At 36.8% G+C, this 16,441-nt stretch carries 22 protein-coding genes and 1 other annotated feature; of the genes, 2 read left to right on the forward strand and 20 right to left on the reverse strand.

Translation table 11 applies throughout. The features are described from left to right. Positions 1–2: 2 nt before the first annotated feature. From ruvA to safA, 3 genes are all read right to left on the reverse strand, one after another. Positions 3–623 (reverse strand): Holliday junction branch migration protein RuvA, encoded by a 621-nt coding sequence (ruvA, locus tag MKY29_RS13345; RefSeq protein ID WP_093496538.1) that lies wholly within the window; start codon positions 621–623, stop codon positions 3–5. Between the two features lie 93 nt (positions 624–716). Beyond that, on the reverse strand, positions 717–1,565 hold the full coding sequence (locus tag MKY29_RS13350; protein ID WP_093496537.1) for a hypothetical protein: 849 nt from the start codon (positions 1,563–1,565) through the stop codon (positions 717–719). A 3-nt stretch (positions 1,566–1,568) separates the two neighbouring features. Continuing rightward, positions 1,569–2,312, reverse strand: coding sequence for a SafA/ExsA family spore coat assembly protein (gene safA / locus MKY29_RS13355; RefSeq protein ID WP_340880051.1), 744 nt, complete (start codon positions 2,310–2,312; stop codon positions 1,569–1,571). Positions 2,313–2,448: 136 nt separating this feature from the next. Between safA and MKY29_RS13360 the strand changes: the two genes are divergently transcribed. Next, positions 2,449–2,979: a transcription repressor NadR gene (locus MKY29_RS13360; protein WP_241596648.1), complete on the forward strand. Its 531-nt coding sequence runs from the start codon at positions 2,449–2,451 to the stop codon at positions 2,977–2,979. A 389-nt stretch (positions 2,980–3,368) separates the two neighbouring features. Continuing rightward, on the forward strand, positions 3,369–3,503 hold the full coding sequence (locus MKY29_RS13365) for a hypothetical protein (RefSeq protein WP_276517579.1): 135 nt from the start codon (positions 3,369–3,371) through the stop codon (positions 3,501–3,503). A gap of 70 nt (positions 3,504–3,573) precedes the next feature. Here the strand turns inward: MKY29_RS13365 and pheA are convergent, their stop codons facing one another. The 17 genes from pheA to MKY29_RS13450 all read right to left on the reverse strand — a co-directional run bounded on the left by pheA (position 3,574) and on the right by MKY29_RS13450 (position 16,372). Further along, positions 3,574–4,452, reverse strand: coding sequence for a prephenate dehydratase (pheA, locus tag MKY29_RS13370; RefSeq protein WP_340880052.1), 879 nt, complete (start codon positions 4,450–4,452; stop codon positions 3,574–3,576). Positions 4,453–4,514: 62 nt separating this feature from the next. Beyond that, positions 4,515–4,970, reverse strand: a complete 456-nt coding sequence (locus MKY29_RS13375; RefSeq protein ID WP_090563997.1) for an ACT domain-containing protein — start codon at positions 4,968–4,970, stop codon at positions 4,515–4,517. 18 nt (positions 4,971–4,988) lie between these two features. After that, the gene (obgE, locus tag MKY29_RS13380; RefSeq protein ID WP_090563999.1) at positions 4,989–6,278 is read right to left on the reverse strand and encodes a GTPase ObgE; all 1,290 of its coding nucleotides are present in this window, start codon (positions 6,276–6,278) and stop codon (positions 4,989–4,991) included. A 5-nt stretch (positions 6,279–6,283) separates the two neighbouring features. After that, positions 6,284–6,817, reverse strand: a complete 534-nt coding sequence (locus MKY29_RS13385) for a Spo0B domain-containing protein (RefSeq protein ID WP_093496533.1) — start codon at positions 6,815–6,817, stop codon at positions 6,284–6,286. Positions 6,818–7,033: 216 nt separating this feature from the next. Then, positions 7,034–7,324, reverse strand: coding sequence for a 50S ribosomal protein L27 (rpmA, locus tag MKY29_RS13390; protein ID WP_090564003.1), 291 nt, complete (start codon positions 7,322–7,324; stop codon positions 7,034–7,036). A 12-nt stretch (positions 7,325–7,336) separates the two neighbouring features. Beyond that, complete coding sequence (locus tag MKY29_RS13395) at positions 7,337–7,672, reverse strand: ribosomal-processing cysteine protease Prp (protein WP_093496532.1); 336 nt, start codon at positions 7,670–7,672, stop codon at positions 7,337–7,339. A 1-nt stretch (position 7,673) separates the two neighbouring features. Further along, the gene (gene rplU / locus MKY29_RS13400) at positions 7,674–7,982 is read right to left on the reverse strand and encodes a 50S ribosomal protein L21 (protein ID WP_090564007.1); all 309 of its coding nucleotides are present in this window, start codon (positions 7,980–7,982) and stop codon (positions 7,674–7,676) included. A gap of 12 nt (positions 7,983–7,994) precedes the next feature. After that, positions 7,995–8,073, reverse strand: a sequence feature (ribosomal protein L21 leader region). A gap of 51 nt (positions 8,074–8,124) precedes the next feature. Continuing rightward, positions 8,125–8,688, reverse strand: a complete 564-nt coding sequence (locus MKY29_RS13405) for a metalloprotease (RefSeq protein ID WP_340880053.1) — start codon at positions 8,686–8,688, stop codon at positions 8,125–8,127. A gap of 25 nt (positions 8,689–8,713) precedes the next feature. After that, positions 8,714–9,259: a peptidoglycan DD-metalloendopeptidase family protein gene (locus tag MKY29_RS13410; RefSeq protein ID WP_093496530.1), complete on the reverse strand. Its 546-nt coding sequence runs from the start codon at positions 9,257–9,259 to the stop codon at positions 8,714–8,716. Between the two features lie 1,015 nt (positions 9,260–10,274). After that, positions 10,275–11,075, reverse strand: coding sequence for a septum site-determining protein MinD (minD, locus tag MKY29_RS13415; RefSeq protein ID WP_340880054.1), 801 nt, complete (start codon positions 11,073–11,075; stop codon positions 10,275–10,277). Position 11,076: 1 nt separating this feature from the next. Continuing rightward, positions 11,077–11,748, reverse strand: coding sequence for a septum site-determining protein MinC (gene minC, locus MKY29_RS13420; RefSeq protein WP_090564014.1), 672 nt, complete (start codon positions 11,746–11,748; stop codon positions 11,077–11,079). Between the two features lie 35 nt (positions 11,749–11,783). Next, the gene (gene mreD / locus MKY29_RS13425; RefSeq protein WP_090564016.1) at positions 11,784–12,311 is read right to left on the reverse strand and encodes a rod shape-determining protein MreD; all 528 of its coding nucleotides are present in this window, start codon (positions 12,309–12,311) and stop codon (positions 11,784–11,786) included. After that, a complete protein-coding gene (mreC, locus tag MKY29_RS13430) occupies positions 12,308–13,210 on the reverse strand; it encodes a rod shape-determining protein MreC (RefSeq protein WP_090564018.1) in 903 nt (300 codons plus the stop codon). Before mreC ends, mreD begins: the two co-directional genes overlap by 4 nt. A gap of 13 nt (positions 13,211–13,223) precedes the next feature. Continuing rightward, positions 13,224–14,243, reverse strand: coding sequence for a rod shape-determining protein (locus MKY29_RS13435; protein ID WP_241596654.1), 1,020 nt, complete (start codon positions 14,241–14,243; stop codon positions 13,224–13,226). A gap of 95 nt (positions 14,244–14,338) precedes the next feature. Continuing rightward, complete coding sequence (gene radC / locus MKY29_RS13440) at positions 14,339–15,037, reverse strand: RadC family protein (RefSeq protein WP_340880056.1); 699 nt, start codon at positions 15,035–15,037, stop codon at positions 14,339–14,341. Continuing rightward, entirely contained in the window at positions 15,034–15,636 is a 603-nt protein-coding gene (locus MKY29_RS13445; RefSeq protein ID WP_093496526.1) for a Maf family protein, read from the reverse strand. Before MKY29_RS13445 ends, radC begins: the two co-directional genes overlap by 4 nt. A gap of 94 nt (positions 15,637–15,730) precedes the next feature. Further along, positions 15,731–16,372 carry a hypothetical protein gene (locus MKY29_RS13450; protein ID WP_093496525.1) on the reverse strand — a complete coding sequence of 214 codons (642 nt, stop codon included), beginning with the start codon at positions 16,370–16,372 and terminating at the stop codon, positions 15,731–15,733. Positions 16,373–16,441: the final 69 nt, after the last annotated feature.

Consider the following 16,441-nt stretch of genomic DNA (forward strand, 5'->3'; position numbering starts at 1 on the left):
GTTTATTTACCTAAAAATAATAACTGTAAGGCTTTTTTCATAAATTGATCGGTTGTTTGAAGTCCAGCATCTGCTTTAAGTAATGGACGAATTTTAGCTAATTCTCTTTCTGAATAGCCTAAAGCTGTTAATGCTAGCATTGCCTCTTCTAGTTCATGATCGGATTCCCCATTGTCAAATAAGTTAGGTCCATCGTCTTCGAATTCCAGTTCTTCAAAATCTATTAAATCATTTAGTTTTCCTTTTAAATCTAATATCATTTGACGAGCAGTTTTCTTTCCTACCCCAGGAAATTTCACTAAAAATGTTTCGTCTTCTCTCTCAATTGCTTGAATAACATGAGTCGGCTCACCACTTGCTAATATAGCCAAAGCACCTTTGGGACCGATTCCGGAAACTAAAATGAGCTTTCGAAATAACTCCCTCTGTGAAAGCGTTGGAAATCCCATTAGCTGTTGTGCATCCTCACGTACATGAAAATGCGTATATACTTGGACCATTTCCTCACTTTTTCTGAAGGCAAATGGATTTGGTGTAAATAGTTGATAACCAATCCCCTGCTGTTCTACTACTACGTATTCTGGTGTTACTCGAGTTACTTGTCCTTTTATGTAATCATACATCCTTTAAATCCCTCGCAATTCATACTATTATTATAGCATAACAAACAAAGATGGCCGCTCAAAGCACGAGCGACCAACTCCTTAAAAGTACGATTATAATTTACTTAAAGTATAGCATAAATTGGGCCATTCTGTTAGTGCTTTATTCGTATAGGGTATTAACTGATCGATAAATTTTTGTTTACGCTCTTTTGGTAATGAGTACGCGTACAGCCACTCTCGGTATAGCTCATTTGGATACATCATCGCTTCTTTGTATCGCCGAACTACTTTTTCAAGATGTGGAAATTCTGAGATAAGCAACAAAATATCATAATCAATTTCCGGAAGTACTCGGTGCATCCATAGAATATTTTCCATTTCTCTTGGACCGATCACAGCCAAATCAAAATCAATTATTTTATAATCAGAACTATCCGATAAAAAGTTATGGTGAACAACATCTCCATGCAGCAGGGTACGTTTCTCCATATTAAATGGTTTCATATTACGTAATGCAACATCACCACAAAGTAATAATAATTTTGTCTGATTACATCCTATATGCGACTCGATGAAAAAAGAAATTTCATTCATCTTCCATTTCCGATTCTGCCATTTAGAAATAAGATTAAAAGAATAAAATAAATTACTATCTTCCCAGTCAACTATATTATTGGTCTCATGAATCTGACTTAGAAGAGAGTAGACTGCTTTTCTATCTTCTTTAAAACGATAGGAAACTGTGTGAGTCCCCTTATACCACGGTTGAATAATAAAATCTTCTTGTGTCGATTCAATAATTGGAAGTATAAAAGGTTTATCGATGTATTCTAATTCTTTATGAATTAGGCGAATTTTTTCCGCCTGTTCAACGGTTGGATACTTTTTTACAGAGAATATGCCGTTTTCATTTTTCCATTTCCATACATTTTTCTTAATTTGTCGTATATACGTACTCACGTTTTAATAATGTGGATAGGGATATGGAGGACATGGATATACAGGAACATAACATATCTGTATACAAGGACATCCTCCGAAATCTGCTTGGTGCTGCATGTATGGAAACTGGTGAACTGGTGGTGGACACGGATACATTGTCGGGAATGTAGGTGAAGCATCCTCAGTTATCGGACTAGTTAGCTGCGGTGTTGGCTGAATTGGTTGTGGTTGTACGGGTGGTGGTGTTGGTTGTGCAACTGGTGTTTTATCCACATTTATATCATAATTCTCGATATGGTTATGAATGTGAATAGAAGTGGACTCCATTAATCTCCAACCTTGTGGTGATGGGGTCGTATCAATATCAGGGACAGGCATCATATGAAATGGGAATGTATAGGATGGTGATGGTTGCACAGGTTGTTTTGGCTGCTGATACGTAGGTGGTGCTGGTGGTGGTGGTGTTGGCATTACTGGTGGCGCTGGTTTTGTTTTCGTTTTGTCGATTGGTTGCGGGATTTTTACTTCCTCCTTTTTCACCATTTCATTTTTGACCATCTCTTTCTTCACTGGTCTATTGTCACTGTATGGATGTGTTGTCGACTCCATTTTTTTCGAATTCGGAATAAAGATTTTCATACCTGGCACAATATATTCCGGATTAGCTAGATGCGCATTTACTTTCTTTAATTCCTCAAAAGAAACACCATAATTCCTGGAAATTTTCCACAAAGTGTCCCCTTTAACAACAATATGAGTTTGCACGGTCTTCCTCCTTCCTTCTCCTTTAAATTATGTGTAGTATCTTAAAATGGTCACAGATTTTAAACAAACAACCACCCCTTCATGTTAAACTTATGAATAGGAACCAAGTCATTATGCAAGTTCGGAGGGGTTAATCTTGAAAAAGTTAAAAGGCGGGGATCGTAGGGATTGGATTTTTTCCTATTTAAAGCAGCAACAGGCACCTGTGACTGGCACTGAGTTAGCAAAACTTACTAATGTTAGCAGGCAGGTTATTGTTAATGATATAACATTATTAAAAGCAATGAATGCCTCAATTATGTCCACCAGTCAAGGCTATATTGTACTGTCTGATAAAGAAGGTACTTCATATATTCAAAGACGAGTCGCTTGCAATCATCAATCCATTCACTCTGAGGACGAGCTTCTAACCTTAGTTGATGCTGGAGTCACTGTAGAAAACGTTACCATTGAACACCCTGTTTATGGAGAAATCACGTCCTCTATCATGGTTGCCAATCGACACGACGTTGAAATGTTTTTAAAGAAGGTCCGAGATACGGATGCTCCATTTTTATTGGAACTTACTGCTGGAATTCATTTGCATTTATTGTCCGCGCCAACTGAAGAAATTTTAAATAGGGGTATTAGTGCAATTAGGGAAAAGGGTTATTTGATGGAAGGATAATTTCTTCATGTACTATCGTAAAAAGAAAAGATAAAAAATCCTTTAAGAAAATAAACCTGTTTCTATTGTTTTCGAAGGGCTTTGGATAGACGTGTGTGCTATATTATTACCAAGTAAATTTTTAGTGATAAAGGTTGTGACGTCAATCACAACCTTTATCACTTTTTTCGGTAATCTTATGGCGTTTGTCTTTCCTTCCCCTTTCTATAACACTAAGAAACAGGTCATTGCGTTTTTGGATAACTAGGGAAAATACACTATTCTATATAATGAGCAAGATCTCGAAGATACTATTTTCGTTCGCAATAAGGCTTCATTATGGTAAAAACACTTTCTGTCTCTCTTTATTTCCACGAGTGGAAATGGAGGTCTGCTGTCTTCATCTATTAATGGATAATAGCATATATAATTCAAAAGAGGTTACAAATAATTTGATCCTAACACAACGATGCATTAGCAACGGCGATAGCTCATCGCACCCTGCGGAAGGTGCACCTGAACCCGAAATCACTACTATTATTTAAAGTCACATGAAACAGTATTCACGGGAACTTTTTATATACTTTTTTCAAACAAAAAACGAAGCGAATCCATTTATGAACGGATTGCTTCTTTTTTTGTTTCGTATGTATAATACGAGCCTAATGATTTCACACCACAGCCCAGTGCCTTTAACTCTTCCATTGCACCAACCATCATTGGCATCTTTTCGTTCTCTAGAACATCCATGATAAAGAAATAATGCCCTAGACCTGTTTTTAATGGTCGTGACTCAATTTTACTTAAATTGAGCTGTCTCCATGCAAAAACGGAAAGCACCTGATGTAAGGCTCCGGAACGATCATCTTTAGGTAAGGTGATCATGACAGTTGTTTTCACTTGATCTGTATGACCTTCTTGCTCGATACAATAATTCTTTTTAGAAATCACAAAAAATCGTGTGTGATTAAATTGAAAATCATGTATGTTTTGTTCCACAATTTTCAAACCATATTCTGATGCAGCAGAAGTATTTCCAATCGCAGCTATACATAAGTCTTCGTTTTCAGAAACATATTTTGCTGCTGCAGCGGTAGAAGATGATTGCTCTAACGGTACTTTACCAAATCGGTAAAACAAATATTTGTGGCATTGTGCCAAAGCATGCGGATGGGAGTAAACGGTTGTCATGTTTTCCCATCGACCCGCATTATTTGGATGGACCATCAAATGCTGTTCGATTGGAGATAATAGCTCTGCAATAACGTACAGCTCTGCCTCGTGGAATAAATAATCTATCGTTAACGGAACTGTGCCCTCTAAAGCATTTTCCAAAGGAACTACCGCTATATCTACTTCACCATTTGCAACAGCTTCAATGCATTCAGGTATAGTACGAATTGGCACTAACACTTCTTGTTGAAATAATGACTTAGTTGCTAAATGTGTAAAAGAAGCTTCTGGCCCTAGAAAAGCAACCTGTTTGGTTTTCATTAGAAATACCTCCCCATTGTCTAGCTCCAGCAAATTCTCCCTCGCAGGCGCTGGAACTTTTCTTATAAAGCACCAGAGCTAATTACTTCTGCAGATTCCACAAAGTCCAGTCGCTTCATTTCATTTATAAATTCTTCTAATTCCTTGTTCATCGCTGTTACATCGAGTGACAAAGTAACACTAGCTCTACCTTGAATTGGTATCGTTTGATGGATCGTCAATACATTACAAGTAGATTCAGCAACTAATTGCAATAGTCTAGCAAGTGTCCCTTCTCTATCCTCTAATTGTAAAAATACAGTTAAAATCCGTTCTTGAACAATCGAATGAAAAGGAAAAACCGCATCACGATATTTATAAAAAGCACTTCTAGATAGGTCTACTTCTTTTACTGCATCCCATATCGAAGATGCCTTCCCAGATTGCAAGAGGTGTTTTGCTTCCAAGGTTTTTTGCATCGCCTCTGTTAGCACATCCTCCCGGACTAAAAAAAATCTCTGGCTTGTCACATCTTTCATGCGGTTCCCTACTTTCTACTATTCGATAAATTCAAATTCAAATTTCAATAATCGTACTGTATCCCCATCTTTAGCTCCACGCTGACGAAGGGCATCATCAATTCCCATTCCACGTAGCTGTCTAGAGAATCTACGGATAGAATCCTCTCTGCTAAAGTCAGTCATTTTAAATAATCTTTCAACTGATCCTCCAGCAAGTACGAAGGCTCCATCATCATCTCTTGAAATTGTGAAATCTTCTTGTTTAGCTTGATACTTGTACATTACAGATGTTTCTGTTTCTTCTTCCATCAATTCCTCTAGTGGGAATTCAGGCGCAACCTCTAACATATCGGCTACAGCAAATAATAACTCTTGTAAACCTTGACGAGAAATTGCTGAAATCGGGAATACTTTCATATCAGATCCGACTTTTTCTTTAAAAGCTTTTAAATTTTCTTCAGAATCTGGCATGTCCATTTTATTGGCTACAATAATTTGAGGTCTTTCCGTTAAACGTAGATTATATTGTTTTAACTCCTCGTTAATAGTCAAATAATCCTCGTAAGGATCACGACCTTCCATACCAGACATATCGATGACATGTACAATTACACGCGTACGCTCAATATGGCGTAAGAATTGGTGACCAAGCCCTACTCCTTCATGTGCACCTTCGATTAATCCTGGTAGATCCGCCATCGCAAAACTACGATGATCTTCAGTTTCTACCATTCCAAGGTTCGGTACAATTGTAGTAAAATGGTATGGAGCAATTTTAGGTTTAGCTGCTGATACAACGGATAATAACGTTGATTTTCCGACACTTGGGAATCCAACTAAACCGACGTCCGCTAATACTTTTAGCTCTAACTCCACATTTAACTCGAAACCTGGCTCTCCTTTTTCAGATAGCTCTGGAGCCGGATTAGCGGGTGTTGCGAAACGAGAGTTCCCTCTACCACCACGTCCACCTCTTGCAATTACAGCTTTTTGGCCATGCTCAACTAAATCTGCAATTACTTCTCCAGTTTCTTCATTTTTAACTACTGTTCCAGGTGGTACTTTAATGATTAAATCATCCGCATTGGCACCATGCATATTCTTACTACCGCCATGTACTCCTCTATCAGCTTTAAAAATTCTCTTATAGCGGAAATCCATTAATGTACGAAGACCTTCTTCTACCTCGAAGATAACGTCGCCACCATTTCCTCCGTCCCCACCTGCTGGGCCTCCTAAAGGAACATACTTTTCACGTCGGAATCCAACCATACCATCTCCGCCGTCGCCACCTTTGACATATACTTTCACGTGATCAACAAACATTTACCTCACTCCAATCTTCCACTTGCAATTAGTTTTACTTTTATCGAATTGTCGGTAGTTTCTAATACTTGCAGTTGAAATAACTCTCCTGTTAATTCATCCTGCCACTTATTATTAGACCAATCTCCCCGAATATCTATTAGTATTTCCAAAAATTCATCTGAAATGATATGAACTTTCAGTAACTGCTCTTGATATCCTCTAAAATGTGGGTAAATAGCTTGTACAAATCTATTTAGATAATCTTTTAAAGCATCATCGTATTTTTCTGCTTTTCTATTTAGAAGAGATGTTTGAACATCTAAAGTTAATTGATTATATTTAATACCAAACGTTTGTAACCATTCATTGGTTTTATATAAGCCAATATTATTTATATCAAAAAATTGATTGCATTTTTGGGAATACTTTTGTATTAAAGCCCTAGCTTCCTCTGGCTTTCCCATATCTATGTTCATCTGTAATATATGCATATTATTTAAAAAATCATGCATTGTATGCCGAAGTACTTCATTTAAAGTAATTTCGTTATGATCCATATTAGACACATCCCAACATTTACTATCTTTACTAGTATAACAGGAATAGTTCTATTTTGCTTTTAGAGTATATCTTACTTATATGAAATTTTTGAAATAACAAAAGCACTGGAGTCTAGACAGAGAATCACATGTGAAAAGTTATCTATATGCCATAAATTAAAATTTCCTAAGAAATCAAAAAGGACTGCATAAATGCAGTCCTTTTATTATTCATTAAGCTTCTTGAGCTACAGGATATACACTTACTTTTTTCTTGTCGCGGCCGAAACGCTCAAAGCGCACTACACCGTCAACTTTCGCAAAAAGTGTGTCATCTCCACCACGTCCAACGTTTTCACCTGGATGAATTTTAGTCCCGCGTTGACGGTATAAAATTGATCCACCTGATACGAATTGTCCGTCAGCACGTTTAGCGCCTAGACGTTTCGATTGAGAGTCACGACCGTTACGAGTCGAACCTACTCCTTTTTTGGATGCGAAAAACTGAAGATTTAATTTTAACATATGTTCCACCTCCTACTTTTTGAAGGTTATTTTTATATACTTGGCATAATCTTGCTCAATCGTTTGTAAAGAAACAATCATCGCTTCTAGAATTAGCTGTATTTGAGCAGCCTTTTCTAAATTTGATATGCTTGGAACCTCGACATATAAATAGCCTCCGTCCCCTTTTTGCTTAATAATGGGCGTGATTTCCGTAAGTGCGATTACAGCATTAACTGCACCAAAGGATACAGCAGAAGCTCCTGCACATACTAAATCTTTTCCGTGTTCCGCAAAATCAGCATGGCCTTTCATCTCGAAAGAATGAATATGACCCGATTGGTCTTTTGTTATAGTCACTTTAATCATCTTATAAACTAATAGATTCTACTACTAATTTAGTGTATGGCTGTCTGTGACCTTGTTTTTTGTGATAGTTCTTTTTCGCTTTGTATTTGAAGACTGTAATTTTTTTAGCTTTGCCATTTTTTACAACTTTCGCTGTAACTTTAGCACCTTCCACGAATGGAGCGCCAACTTTAACATCTTCTCCACCTACGAATAAAACTTTTTCAAAAGTTACAACTTCATCAGCATTAGCATCTAATTTTTCAATGTAGATTTCTTGCCCTTGTTCAACTTTGATTTGTTTACCACCAGTTTCAATAATTGCGTACATACTTGCACCTCCTCTTAGACTAAGACTCGCCTTCCAAAAGGTGATTCGAAACTCGAATACTTGAACCTTTTCAGAGCGGTTGTAGCAACGGGTGCTGCTACAAACAATAACATTAAAATATTATCACACATAAAATTCTTAGTCAAGCACTTTTCGTTATCCAATCAAATGCAAGCTTGTACTTACGAAATCTCCAATAAGATAAGTTTTGAAAGGCAAGAAACAAAAATATAAGCGTAAAAACCAAACCTTTCGGAAAATAAAAACAACTTATCGTAAAAATGACAACACAAATACATCCTGAAAAGCCAATCAGCCCCTCATACCTATCAGGAAAAATAGAATGTATGATTCGCCCTCCATCTAAAGGAAAGATTGGCAAGAGATTTAAGCCTAAAATAAGAATTTGAGTCATGATAAATATATTAGCCTGCGGAAAATCTACAAGCATACCAAACAAGAGCAAAAGAAGCGTAAAAAATGGTCCACCCAAGATTACACAAACCTGCATTGTTTTCGAGTGCTTAGAGAATTGCTCCATCTTTATTTCGCCGCCATATGGTAAGATAGTGCAAGATTGAACTTTTGCACCCATACATACTGCAACGAATAGATGCCCAAGCTCATGAACCAACAACGAGCTAAACACGAGTGCATACATAGCTATTTCACCGGATAGATAAAAGAAAAGAAAAAAAGGAATCATTATAGGGTGGACACGAAATAGTTGTTTATTCATAGGTTACGGCAAGCCACTCAATAAGCTCATCCGTTTCCAACATCTCTCCTTCTTTCTCCACCTGAACATATAGAATTTCATTTTCAATAGTCCCAAAGATGTCTCCCGCATTTACAGTCGTATATGGCAATTGACTAAACTCATCTACAAAACCGTATGTGGCAGTTTCTCCTGTATCATATAAAATAGACAACGTTTTACCAGTCTTCTTTCTATAACCAGTAAAGACAATTAGTCCATCCTCAGACGCATACAGATCTTGCGATTTATCAATCGATAGAACTGCACCGTCTTCTAAAGGCTGAATCGATTTATATTCGATTAATGGAGGATTAGATACAGGTGCACTAACACTGATTAATTCATCTGAGCGTGTAATCCAAGCAACTGCTTGTTTATATATTTCTGTTGGTTTTTGTGGTTCTAATAATAGGCTTGCATAATTGGTTGATAAGGTACTATTTCCCTCTAACTTTGCTAATAAAATAAATGATAATACAAATACAAATGAAAGTACCCATTTTCTTTTCGTAAGCATAACATTCCCCCTAAGAAGAATATATGAAGGACGAGGTTATTTAATGAATACATCCTTTAATTAAGAGTTTCTGAGGAAATAGTTGATATTTTCTTTATAAAAAAAGTACAGTTCGCTCTTTAAGGTCAAAACCAGTTTCTAGCGTTTCCGAAGCGCTTTGGACAGACGTTTTTTCTATATGATTACCGAGTGAATTTTTAGTGATGCTGGTTGGTTGTAGCGTTCGTTACAACCAACCAGCATCCTTTTTTCGGTAAGCTTATGGTGTTTATCTGTACGTCGCCCTTCTACAACGATTAGAAACAGGTAAGAGCGATTTTGTATAACTAGAGAAAAGATACTTTCCTATTCATAGAGATAGCCTCCCGAAGATACAATTTCGGGAGCTCTAACGTTACTCTATAGATACTTTAAGTCATATACTGTTTTACTAGGTGAGAAATAGATAAGAAATGCCTTTTAAGATGCTTGATAACAAATCCAGAACCTCTACTTTGCATGCAATCCTTTTATTCTATATCATTCAAAATACCGGAAATACTGTTTTAAATACTCAAGAAGCATATACATATATTTAATGATGATTTATTCTTAGTTTATCTTTACTTGCTCCTACTCGCTGCTTACTTGCGGTCTTAAACGTTTTATTCGCTCTATGCCTATATTTACTTGCGAACAATTACCTTTTACTTGCGTAATGGGTAATTTTACTAAATTACACTACTAATGCACAGCCTAAATATATAGAATCGAATTACTAAAAGTTGCTTTCTACTCACTGAGTCGAGAGCAATGGTTAGTGACTTTATATGACCCTGCATATTCACCGTGTTTTCCATAATAGCGTGATTTTAATGAATGGATAGTAGCTACCCACATAATTGATTAGAGCGCAAGACGGCGACTCCAGCGGGGGTAATCATTTTTTAATAATCAATAACCCAGTTTTCACGATACATATTTGTATACTAAAAACAAACCGACTGCATCAAAGTTCTGCAGTCGGTCTTCTATATTATTTAGAAAAAATAGATTTAATTTTAGTAAGAACACCTGTTTTAGGAAGGTCCATGGACATTAATGGCACCGATTCACCTAAAATACGACGAGCGATATTACGGTACCCAAGAGCAGCTCTATTTGCCGGATTCATAACGATTGGTTCACCTTTGTTAGATGAAGTAATAACACTTTCATCGTCCGCTATAATTCCTAATAAATCAATGGATAAGTGAGTAGTAATCTCATTTATATCCAGTGCATCTCCTTTATTCATCAAATGCTGACGAATTCGATTGATGATTAGCTTTGGTGGATCGATTGTTTCTTCTTGCTCAAGTAACCCAATAATACGATCTGCATCACGTACTGCCGAAATTTCCGGTGTAGTAACTACAATTGCTTTATCCGCACCTGCAATCGCATTTTTATAGCCTTGTTCAATTCCAGCTGGACAATCAATTAAGACATAATCATATTCACGTTTTAACTCTAAAACAAGTTCTTTCATTTGTTCTGGATTTACGGCGTTTTTGTCCACAGTTTGAGCTGCAGGAAGAAGATAAAGTCTATCCTCAAAGCGCTTATCTTTCACTAGCGCTTGATGAATCTTACATCTGCCTTCTATAACGTCTACTAGATCATAGATAATTCTATTTTCAAGACCAAGAACAACATCCAAGTTACGTAATCCAATATCCGTATCCATTAAACAAACTTTTTTCCCTTGCAGGGCCAATGCAGTTCCAAGGTTAGCTGTTGTTGTCGTTTTACCGACCCCACCTTTACCTGAAGTTATAACGATTGCTTCTCCCACATTAGCTTCCTCCTTTAAATGTTGATAAATTTGGTCTTAACAGACGAAGATCCTGTAATCGATCAATTGCGATTGAACCATTAGTATGTAAATAAGCACATTCCATTTCGGGTTGTTCCGATAGAACAGTCAGCTCATCCGTCATTGTTTCAACCACACTATCGATGATTAAATGCGTGGCTTCTAGCCAAGAAGCAGCTATAACTGCATCTTTGTTACCAGATGATCCTGCATGGGCTATTCCTTTCAGACGACCAAGGACGAAAATATTCCCTCCAGCAACGACTCTTCCATTTGGATTCACATCACCGACAACAACCAAATCCCCCAAAGCAGTAATGACTTGTCCTGACCGAACAATCCCTACATAAGTTTCTGACTGATTTTCTAGTAATCTTCTATTACAATCTTCTACTGTCATAACTTCACTTTGGATTTTAGTCACCCGTAGATGTTCAGTTTGTTGGACGCAAGATATAATTTCTTTCGTCTGTTCATCGTTACAATAACGATAACCTAAATGTAAAAGTACTTCCGCTTGACCTTCAAAACCTTCATCAGAAACCTTTTTTGTTAATTCATCTAAAAGCTCTGCATATGAACACTGATCGTCTAGGCGTAATACAAGGCCCTCTTTCGTTCCTTTAATAAATATTAACTGCTTTTTTGTCAATCAAGTCACCTCAGATTTACTGTTAAATCAACAAGCTATTTTTGAAGCAATAAGGCTTTTTGATTAAACCTATTTAGAAGAATATATTTAAAAGCCCATCCGAACATCAATAAAAATACTGCATTTGCAATCATTGTAGGAATGAGATTATGTTGATAAAAATAAGTAAAGGTCATCGTTTTAATACCGATGAAAGTATAAAATAAGAACAATAATAACTCTACCCCTGCTACTAGAAGCAAGGTTAGAATAGTAGAAACCAATAGATGTTGGTGAATGTATTTAACAGTATAACTAGCAACCAAACACATTAGAGGATAAATAAAAGAATATAATCCAATAATATCAATGAAAAAGACATCATACAAGAGCCCAAAAAACAATCCATAGAGCATTGCGCGTTTTCGGTCATAATAGATGGCTACAAAGATCAGATAAATGATAAGAAAACGTGGAACTAATACATAAAAATCACTATTCAATTCAACGGGAGAAAAAAGACCAAAAATCGGTTCTAAATAAAACAATAGAACCGAAATTGCAATAACTAGAAAACGAATCATGAGCCGTCCCCTTCACCTTCTAATAAATCAGCACCTGTATTTCCTCCATCTGTACCATCCACATTAGTAATTGTACGTTTAGAAATAATCACATGATCTAAAATAGAAAAGCTAGCAGCAGGTTTGACATATGCTAATTTAGTTAAGCCATAATCATCCGTTGTGATTTCTGTTACCTCCCCAATCAGAATACCTTTCGGGAAGATACCACCTAGGCCAGAAGTAGTTACTTTTTGACCTACTTTCACTTCATATTCGGAATCGATTCTTTTTAGTATTAATTCTTTACGCTTTTCATCATATCCTTCAATAAGTCCAAAAACTTCTTCACCTTCAGCAATTACAGCAGAAACCCGATAGTTTGGATTTTGTGTAGATAAAAGTTCCACAGTAGAAGTATAAGGTGTGGTTAATATTACTTTCCCAATTAACCCTTGAGCAGTCATTACTGCCATATTTTCCATTACTCCATGAATCTCGCCTTTATCAACTATAATTTTTTCTTCCCATTGATCGGGGTTTCTAGCGATTACAGTCGATTGGATAGGATTATAAGCACGAAGATTCTCTTCCTTATCGACAATTTTGCGAAGCTCATCATTTTCAAGACGTAGATCATTTACGGAGGCTTGTAGTGTTACATAATCTTCTAATCTTACTTTTAATCGTTTATTTTCATCATATGTATTAAGTAAAGATTCTACATTATCAAAAACACCCGTTATATATTGGGTCGGTTTGGAAAACATAGATTGTCCAAAACCGACCACATCTTTTATCAGCTGTTCAGGCAGGGATGCATGATTTCGATCTCGCAAAGAAAAGCTGATGAGCGCCACAAGAAAAATCATCCCTACAAGCAGCAATATTAATCGCTTATTCGAAAAAAATTGTGGCATATCACACTTCTCCTTAGTGTTTCGTTTGTTGACGTTTCAATATATTCATATGATCTAACGCTTTCCCAGTACCAATTGCGACACAATCTAGAGGATCTTCCGCAATAAATACAGGCATATTCGTTTGTTCACTGATAACTTTATCTAGGTTTTTCAGTAAAGCACCACCGCCGGTTAACATGATACCTCTCTCCATTACATCCGCAGATAGTTCAGGGGGAGTTTGCTCTAATGTCTTTTTCACTCCATCAATAATGGAAGAAATTGACTCACGTAACGCATTTGAAATTTCTTTTGAGGTAATTTCAATTGTTTTCGGCAATCCAGTAACTAAATCACGTCCGCGAATATCCATTTTATCGATTTGATCGGTTACTCTCGCAGAACCAATTTCAATTTTAATCGCTTCAGCTGTTCGTTCACCAATCGTTAAGTTATACGTTTTTCGTATATATGCAGTAATTGCATGGTCCATTGAATCCCCTGCAACACGAACTGATTCACTTGTAACAATACCGCCTAATGATATTACCGCAACTTCTGTAGTACCTCCACCTATATCAACGACCATACTTCCAGTAGGTTCCCACACAGGTAAATTTGCACCAATTGCAGCCGCAAAAGGCTCCTCTATAGTTAGGGCATCACGTGCGCCTGCTTGCTTAGCAGCGTCAATTACTGCTCGTTGCTCCACAGAAGTAATACCAAATGGCACACAAATCATCACATTTGGTTTGCTCCATGACATTCCAGATGCCTTCATCGCATTTTTTAAATAATATTCAATCATTGCAGAAGTTGTATCAAAATCTGCGATAACTCCATCCTTCATAGGGCGAATCGCAACTATTGAACCTGGCGTACGGCCGATCATATTTTTCGCATCGTTCCCTACAGCAACAATAGCACCGTTTTGTACATTTTTTGCTACAACTGACGGCTCTCTAAGTACAATCCCTTTTCCTTTAATGAAAACTAGCGTATTCGCTGTCCCTAAGTCTATACCCAAATCTCTTGATCCAAATCCAAACACAATTATTTACTCCCTTTCTATCTCAAACAAGTTTTACTTCGTTGTCATAAAGTCATAACTCTCATTATAACTGATAGAACGGAAAATGCACAGTGTCACATATACCCTTTTTCTTTTAGGCTAATAAACTGATGATCACCAATAATAACGTGATCGAGCAATTCTATGCCCATGAGTATACCTGCTTCATATAGTCTTTTAGTCACATCAATATCTTCTGTTGATGGTGTCGGATTGCCGGAGGGATGATTATGAGCACAAATTATCGAGGCAGCTGAACGCTTTACAGCTTCGCGGAAAATTTCTCTTGGATGAACTATAGAAGCATTAAGAGATCCAATAAAAATTATTTGCTTATGAAGTATTTGGTTTTTGACATTCAAAAAAAGGACAACAAAATGTTCTTGTTTCAGTGAGGTCATATCATGCATTAAGTATGTAGCGGCATCTTTCGGAGAACGAATCGTAAATTTGTCATCTGTCTTTTGCTGAGAAAGTCTTTTCCCTAACTCAACTGCTGCAAGCAATTGAACGGCTTTCGCTTGTCCAATTCCTTTAACTGCTGTTATTTCTTCGATTGAAGCATTTTTTAGTTCTTGAATTTGTTCAAAGTAATTGAGGACACTGTTTGCGAGATGGAGAACAGACTCCTGCTTCGTACCAGTACGAAGCAGGATTGCAATCAGTTCTTGATTTGATAAACTTGAGGCACCTTGTCTGAGTAGTCGTTCTCTAGGTCGATCAGACACATGAACATCGCGAATCATAAGGGAGTCCGGTAACTTAGAATTCATGAATTCACCACTCGCTCAATTTCTATCAAACGCAGTGACAATAATGCTTTAAACAAACGACTGATTGGAAGTCCAATGACATTATTATAATCTCCCTGAATACTCTCGACGAATAACCCACCCATCGTTTGAATTCCATAAGCGCCAGCTTTATCTAAAGAATCTCCTGTTGCTACATAAGCATCAATTTGATCTTCAGGGAGATCAAAAAACTTTACCGAAGTAGTTTCCGCAAAACTAATCGAACAGCCCTCGCCATAAATAGCAACACCAGTAGTCACTTGGTGTGTATTTCCAGAAAGTTTTTGTAGATACTTCTTCGCTTCAGCATTATCTATCGGTTTCATCAATAATTCATCCCCAAAACTCACAATTGTATCTGCGGCAATGACAATTGCTGAAGGATTTTCATTTATTATAGAGGTTGTTTTGCCAATAGCGATGTTCATCGCTACTTTTTCTACACTAAGATTTTCTTCCACTATTTCTGCAGCTCCTGAAGCTTTCACTTCAAATGGGATACCGAGTTTACTAAAGAGTTCCTTTCTTCTAGGCGACTCACTAGCTAAGATAAAGCGATGATTAGTTGTTAGTTTCAATTTCTATTCCTCCTTTTCAATAGCATACAAAACAATTGAAAATAAGGGAATTGTGTATAAAAAACAACAATTGAATTTTCACCACAAATAAGCGTTAAAAATTCAATTTTAGACAATTGTTCGTCGCAACATAATGCGAAAAAATATGTGATCTCATGACAGAAGGAACTTCCGAAAATGCTGATATAGCTTGAACTATTTCCATTAAATCATCCGGATAATCTTCCTTTTTTTCGATAGACTCGAAAAATTTTTTACTTAAATTCTCTTGTTGTATTAACTCCATAACTTTTATTACTTTAGGATCATCACAACTGTCCGTCGAAACATACAAACTCTTTATAAAGGTAGGTAGTACTTCTGCTTCTTGTGTAGGAATAGTTGTAACATATAGATCACTCCAAACAAAAAACTGGTTTTCCACTTGGAAAATGCTCGCTTTTGCAAGGGAAGGCTGTGATCCAATAAAAGCCATCGCACTTTCTTTGGAAGTGAACATGCCGTATTGTTTTGCTTGAAAAGGTAGAGATTTTTCCTCAACTTCCCCTGTGACCTCTACCTTTTTGTCTTCATCTTTTGGTTTTGTTATTTCAGTCTCTTCACTTTCAGCCTTTTTATCATTAGCTAAATTTAATAATAATCCGAACAATAGCACTCCGACAACTCCAATGATCAATCCTTGTATACCAGCTAATATTACTTTTTTTCTCGTATTATTGCGTCTACCAATTGGCATAGAATCACCTCTTTTTCATAACCTTATCACGAAGATTATAAAAAAAGACGAGACCTATGTCGGCTCGTC

It is taken from the genome of Psychrobacillus sp. FSL K6-2365 (genome assembly GCF_038003165.1).
GTDB lineage: Bacteria > Bacillota > Bacilli > Bacillales_A > Planococcaceae > Psychrobacillus > Psychrobacillus psychrodurans.

Coding starts and splice junctions, on each gene's coding strand:
- ruvA (WP_093496538.1), bottom strand. CDS start 623: ATGTATGATTACATAAAAGGACAAGTAACTCGAGTAACACCAGAATAC.
- MKY29_RS13365 (WP_276517579.1), top strand. CDS start 3,369: ATGGATAATAGCATATATAATTCAAAAGAGGTTACAAATAATTTGATC.
- pheA (WP_340880052.1), bottom strand. CDS start 4,452: ATGAAAACCAAACAGGTTGCTTTTCTAGGGCCAGAAGCTTCTTTTACA.
- MKY29_RS13375 (WP_090563997.1), bottom strand. CDS start 4,970: ATGAAAGATGTGACAAGCCAGAGATTTTTTTTAGTCCGGGAGGATGTG.
- obgE (WP_090563999.1), bottom strand. CDS start 6,278: ATGTTTGTTGATCACGTGAAAGTATATGTCAAAGGTGGCGACGGCGGA.
- MKY29_RS13385 (WP_093496533.1), bottom strand. CDS start 6,817: ATGGATCATAACGAAATTACTTTAAATGAAGTACTTCGGCATACAATG.
- rpmA (WP_090564003.1), bottom strand. CDS start 7,324: ATGTTAAAATTAAATCTTCAGTTTTTCGCATCCAAAAAAGGAGTAGGT.
- MKY29_RS13395 (WP_093496532.1), bottom strand. CDS start 7,672: ATGATTAAAGTGACTATAACAAAAGACCAATCGGGTCATATTCATTCT.
- rplU (WP_090564007.1), bottom strand. CDS start 7,982: ATGTACGCAATTATTGAAACTGGTGGTAAACAAATCAAAGTTGAACAA.
- MKY29_RS13405 (WP_340880053.1), bottom strand. CDS start 8,688: ATGATTCCTTTTTTTCTTTTCTTTTATCTATCCGGTGAAATAGCTATG.
- MKY29_RS13410 (WP_093496530.1), bottom strand. CDS start 9,259: ATGCTTACGAAAAGAAAATGGGTACTTTCATTTGTATTTGTATTATCA.
- mreD (WP_090564016.1), bottom strand. CDS start 12,311: ATGATTCGTTTTCTAGTTATTGCAATTTCGGTTCTATTGTTTTATTTA.
- mreC (WP_090564018.1), bottom strand. CDS start 13,210: ATGCCACAATTTTTTTCGAATAAGCGATTAATATTGCTGCTTGTAGGG.
- radC (WP_340880056.1), bottom strand. CDS start 15,037: ATGAATTCTAAGTTACCGGACTCCCTTATGATTCGCGATGTTCATGTG.
- MKY29_RS13450 (WP_093496525.1), bottom strand. CDS start 16,372: ATGCCAATTGGTAGACGCAATAATACGAGAAAAAAAGTAATATTAGCT.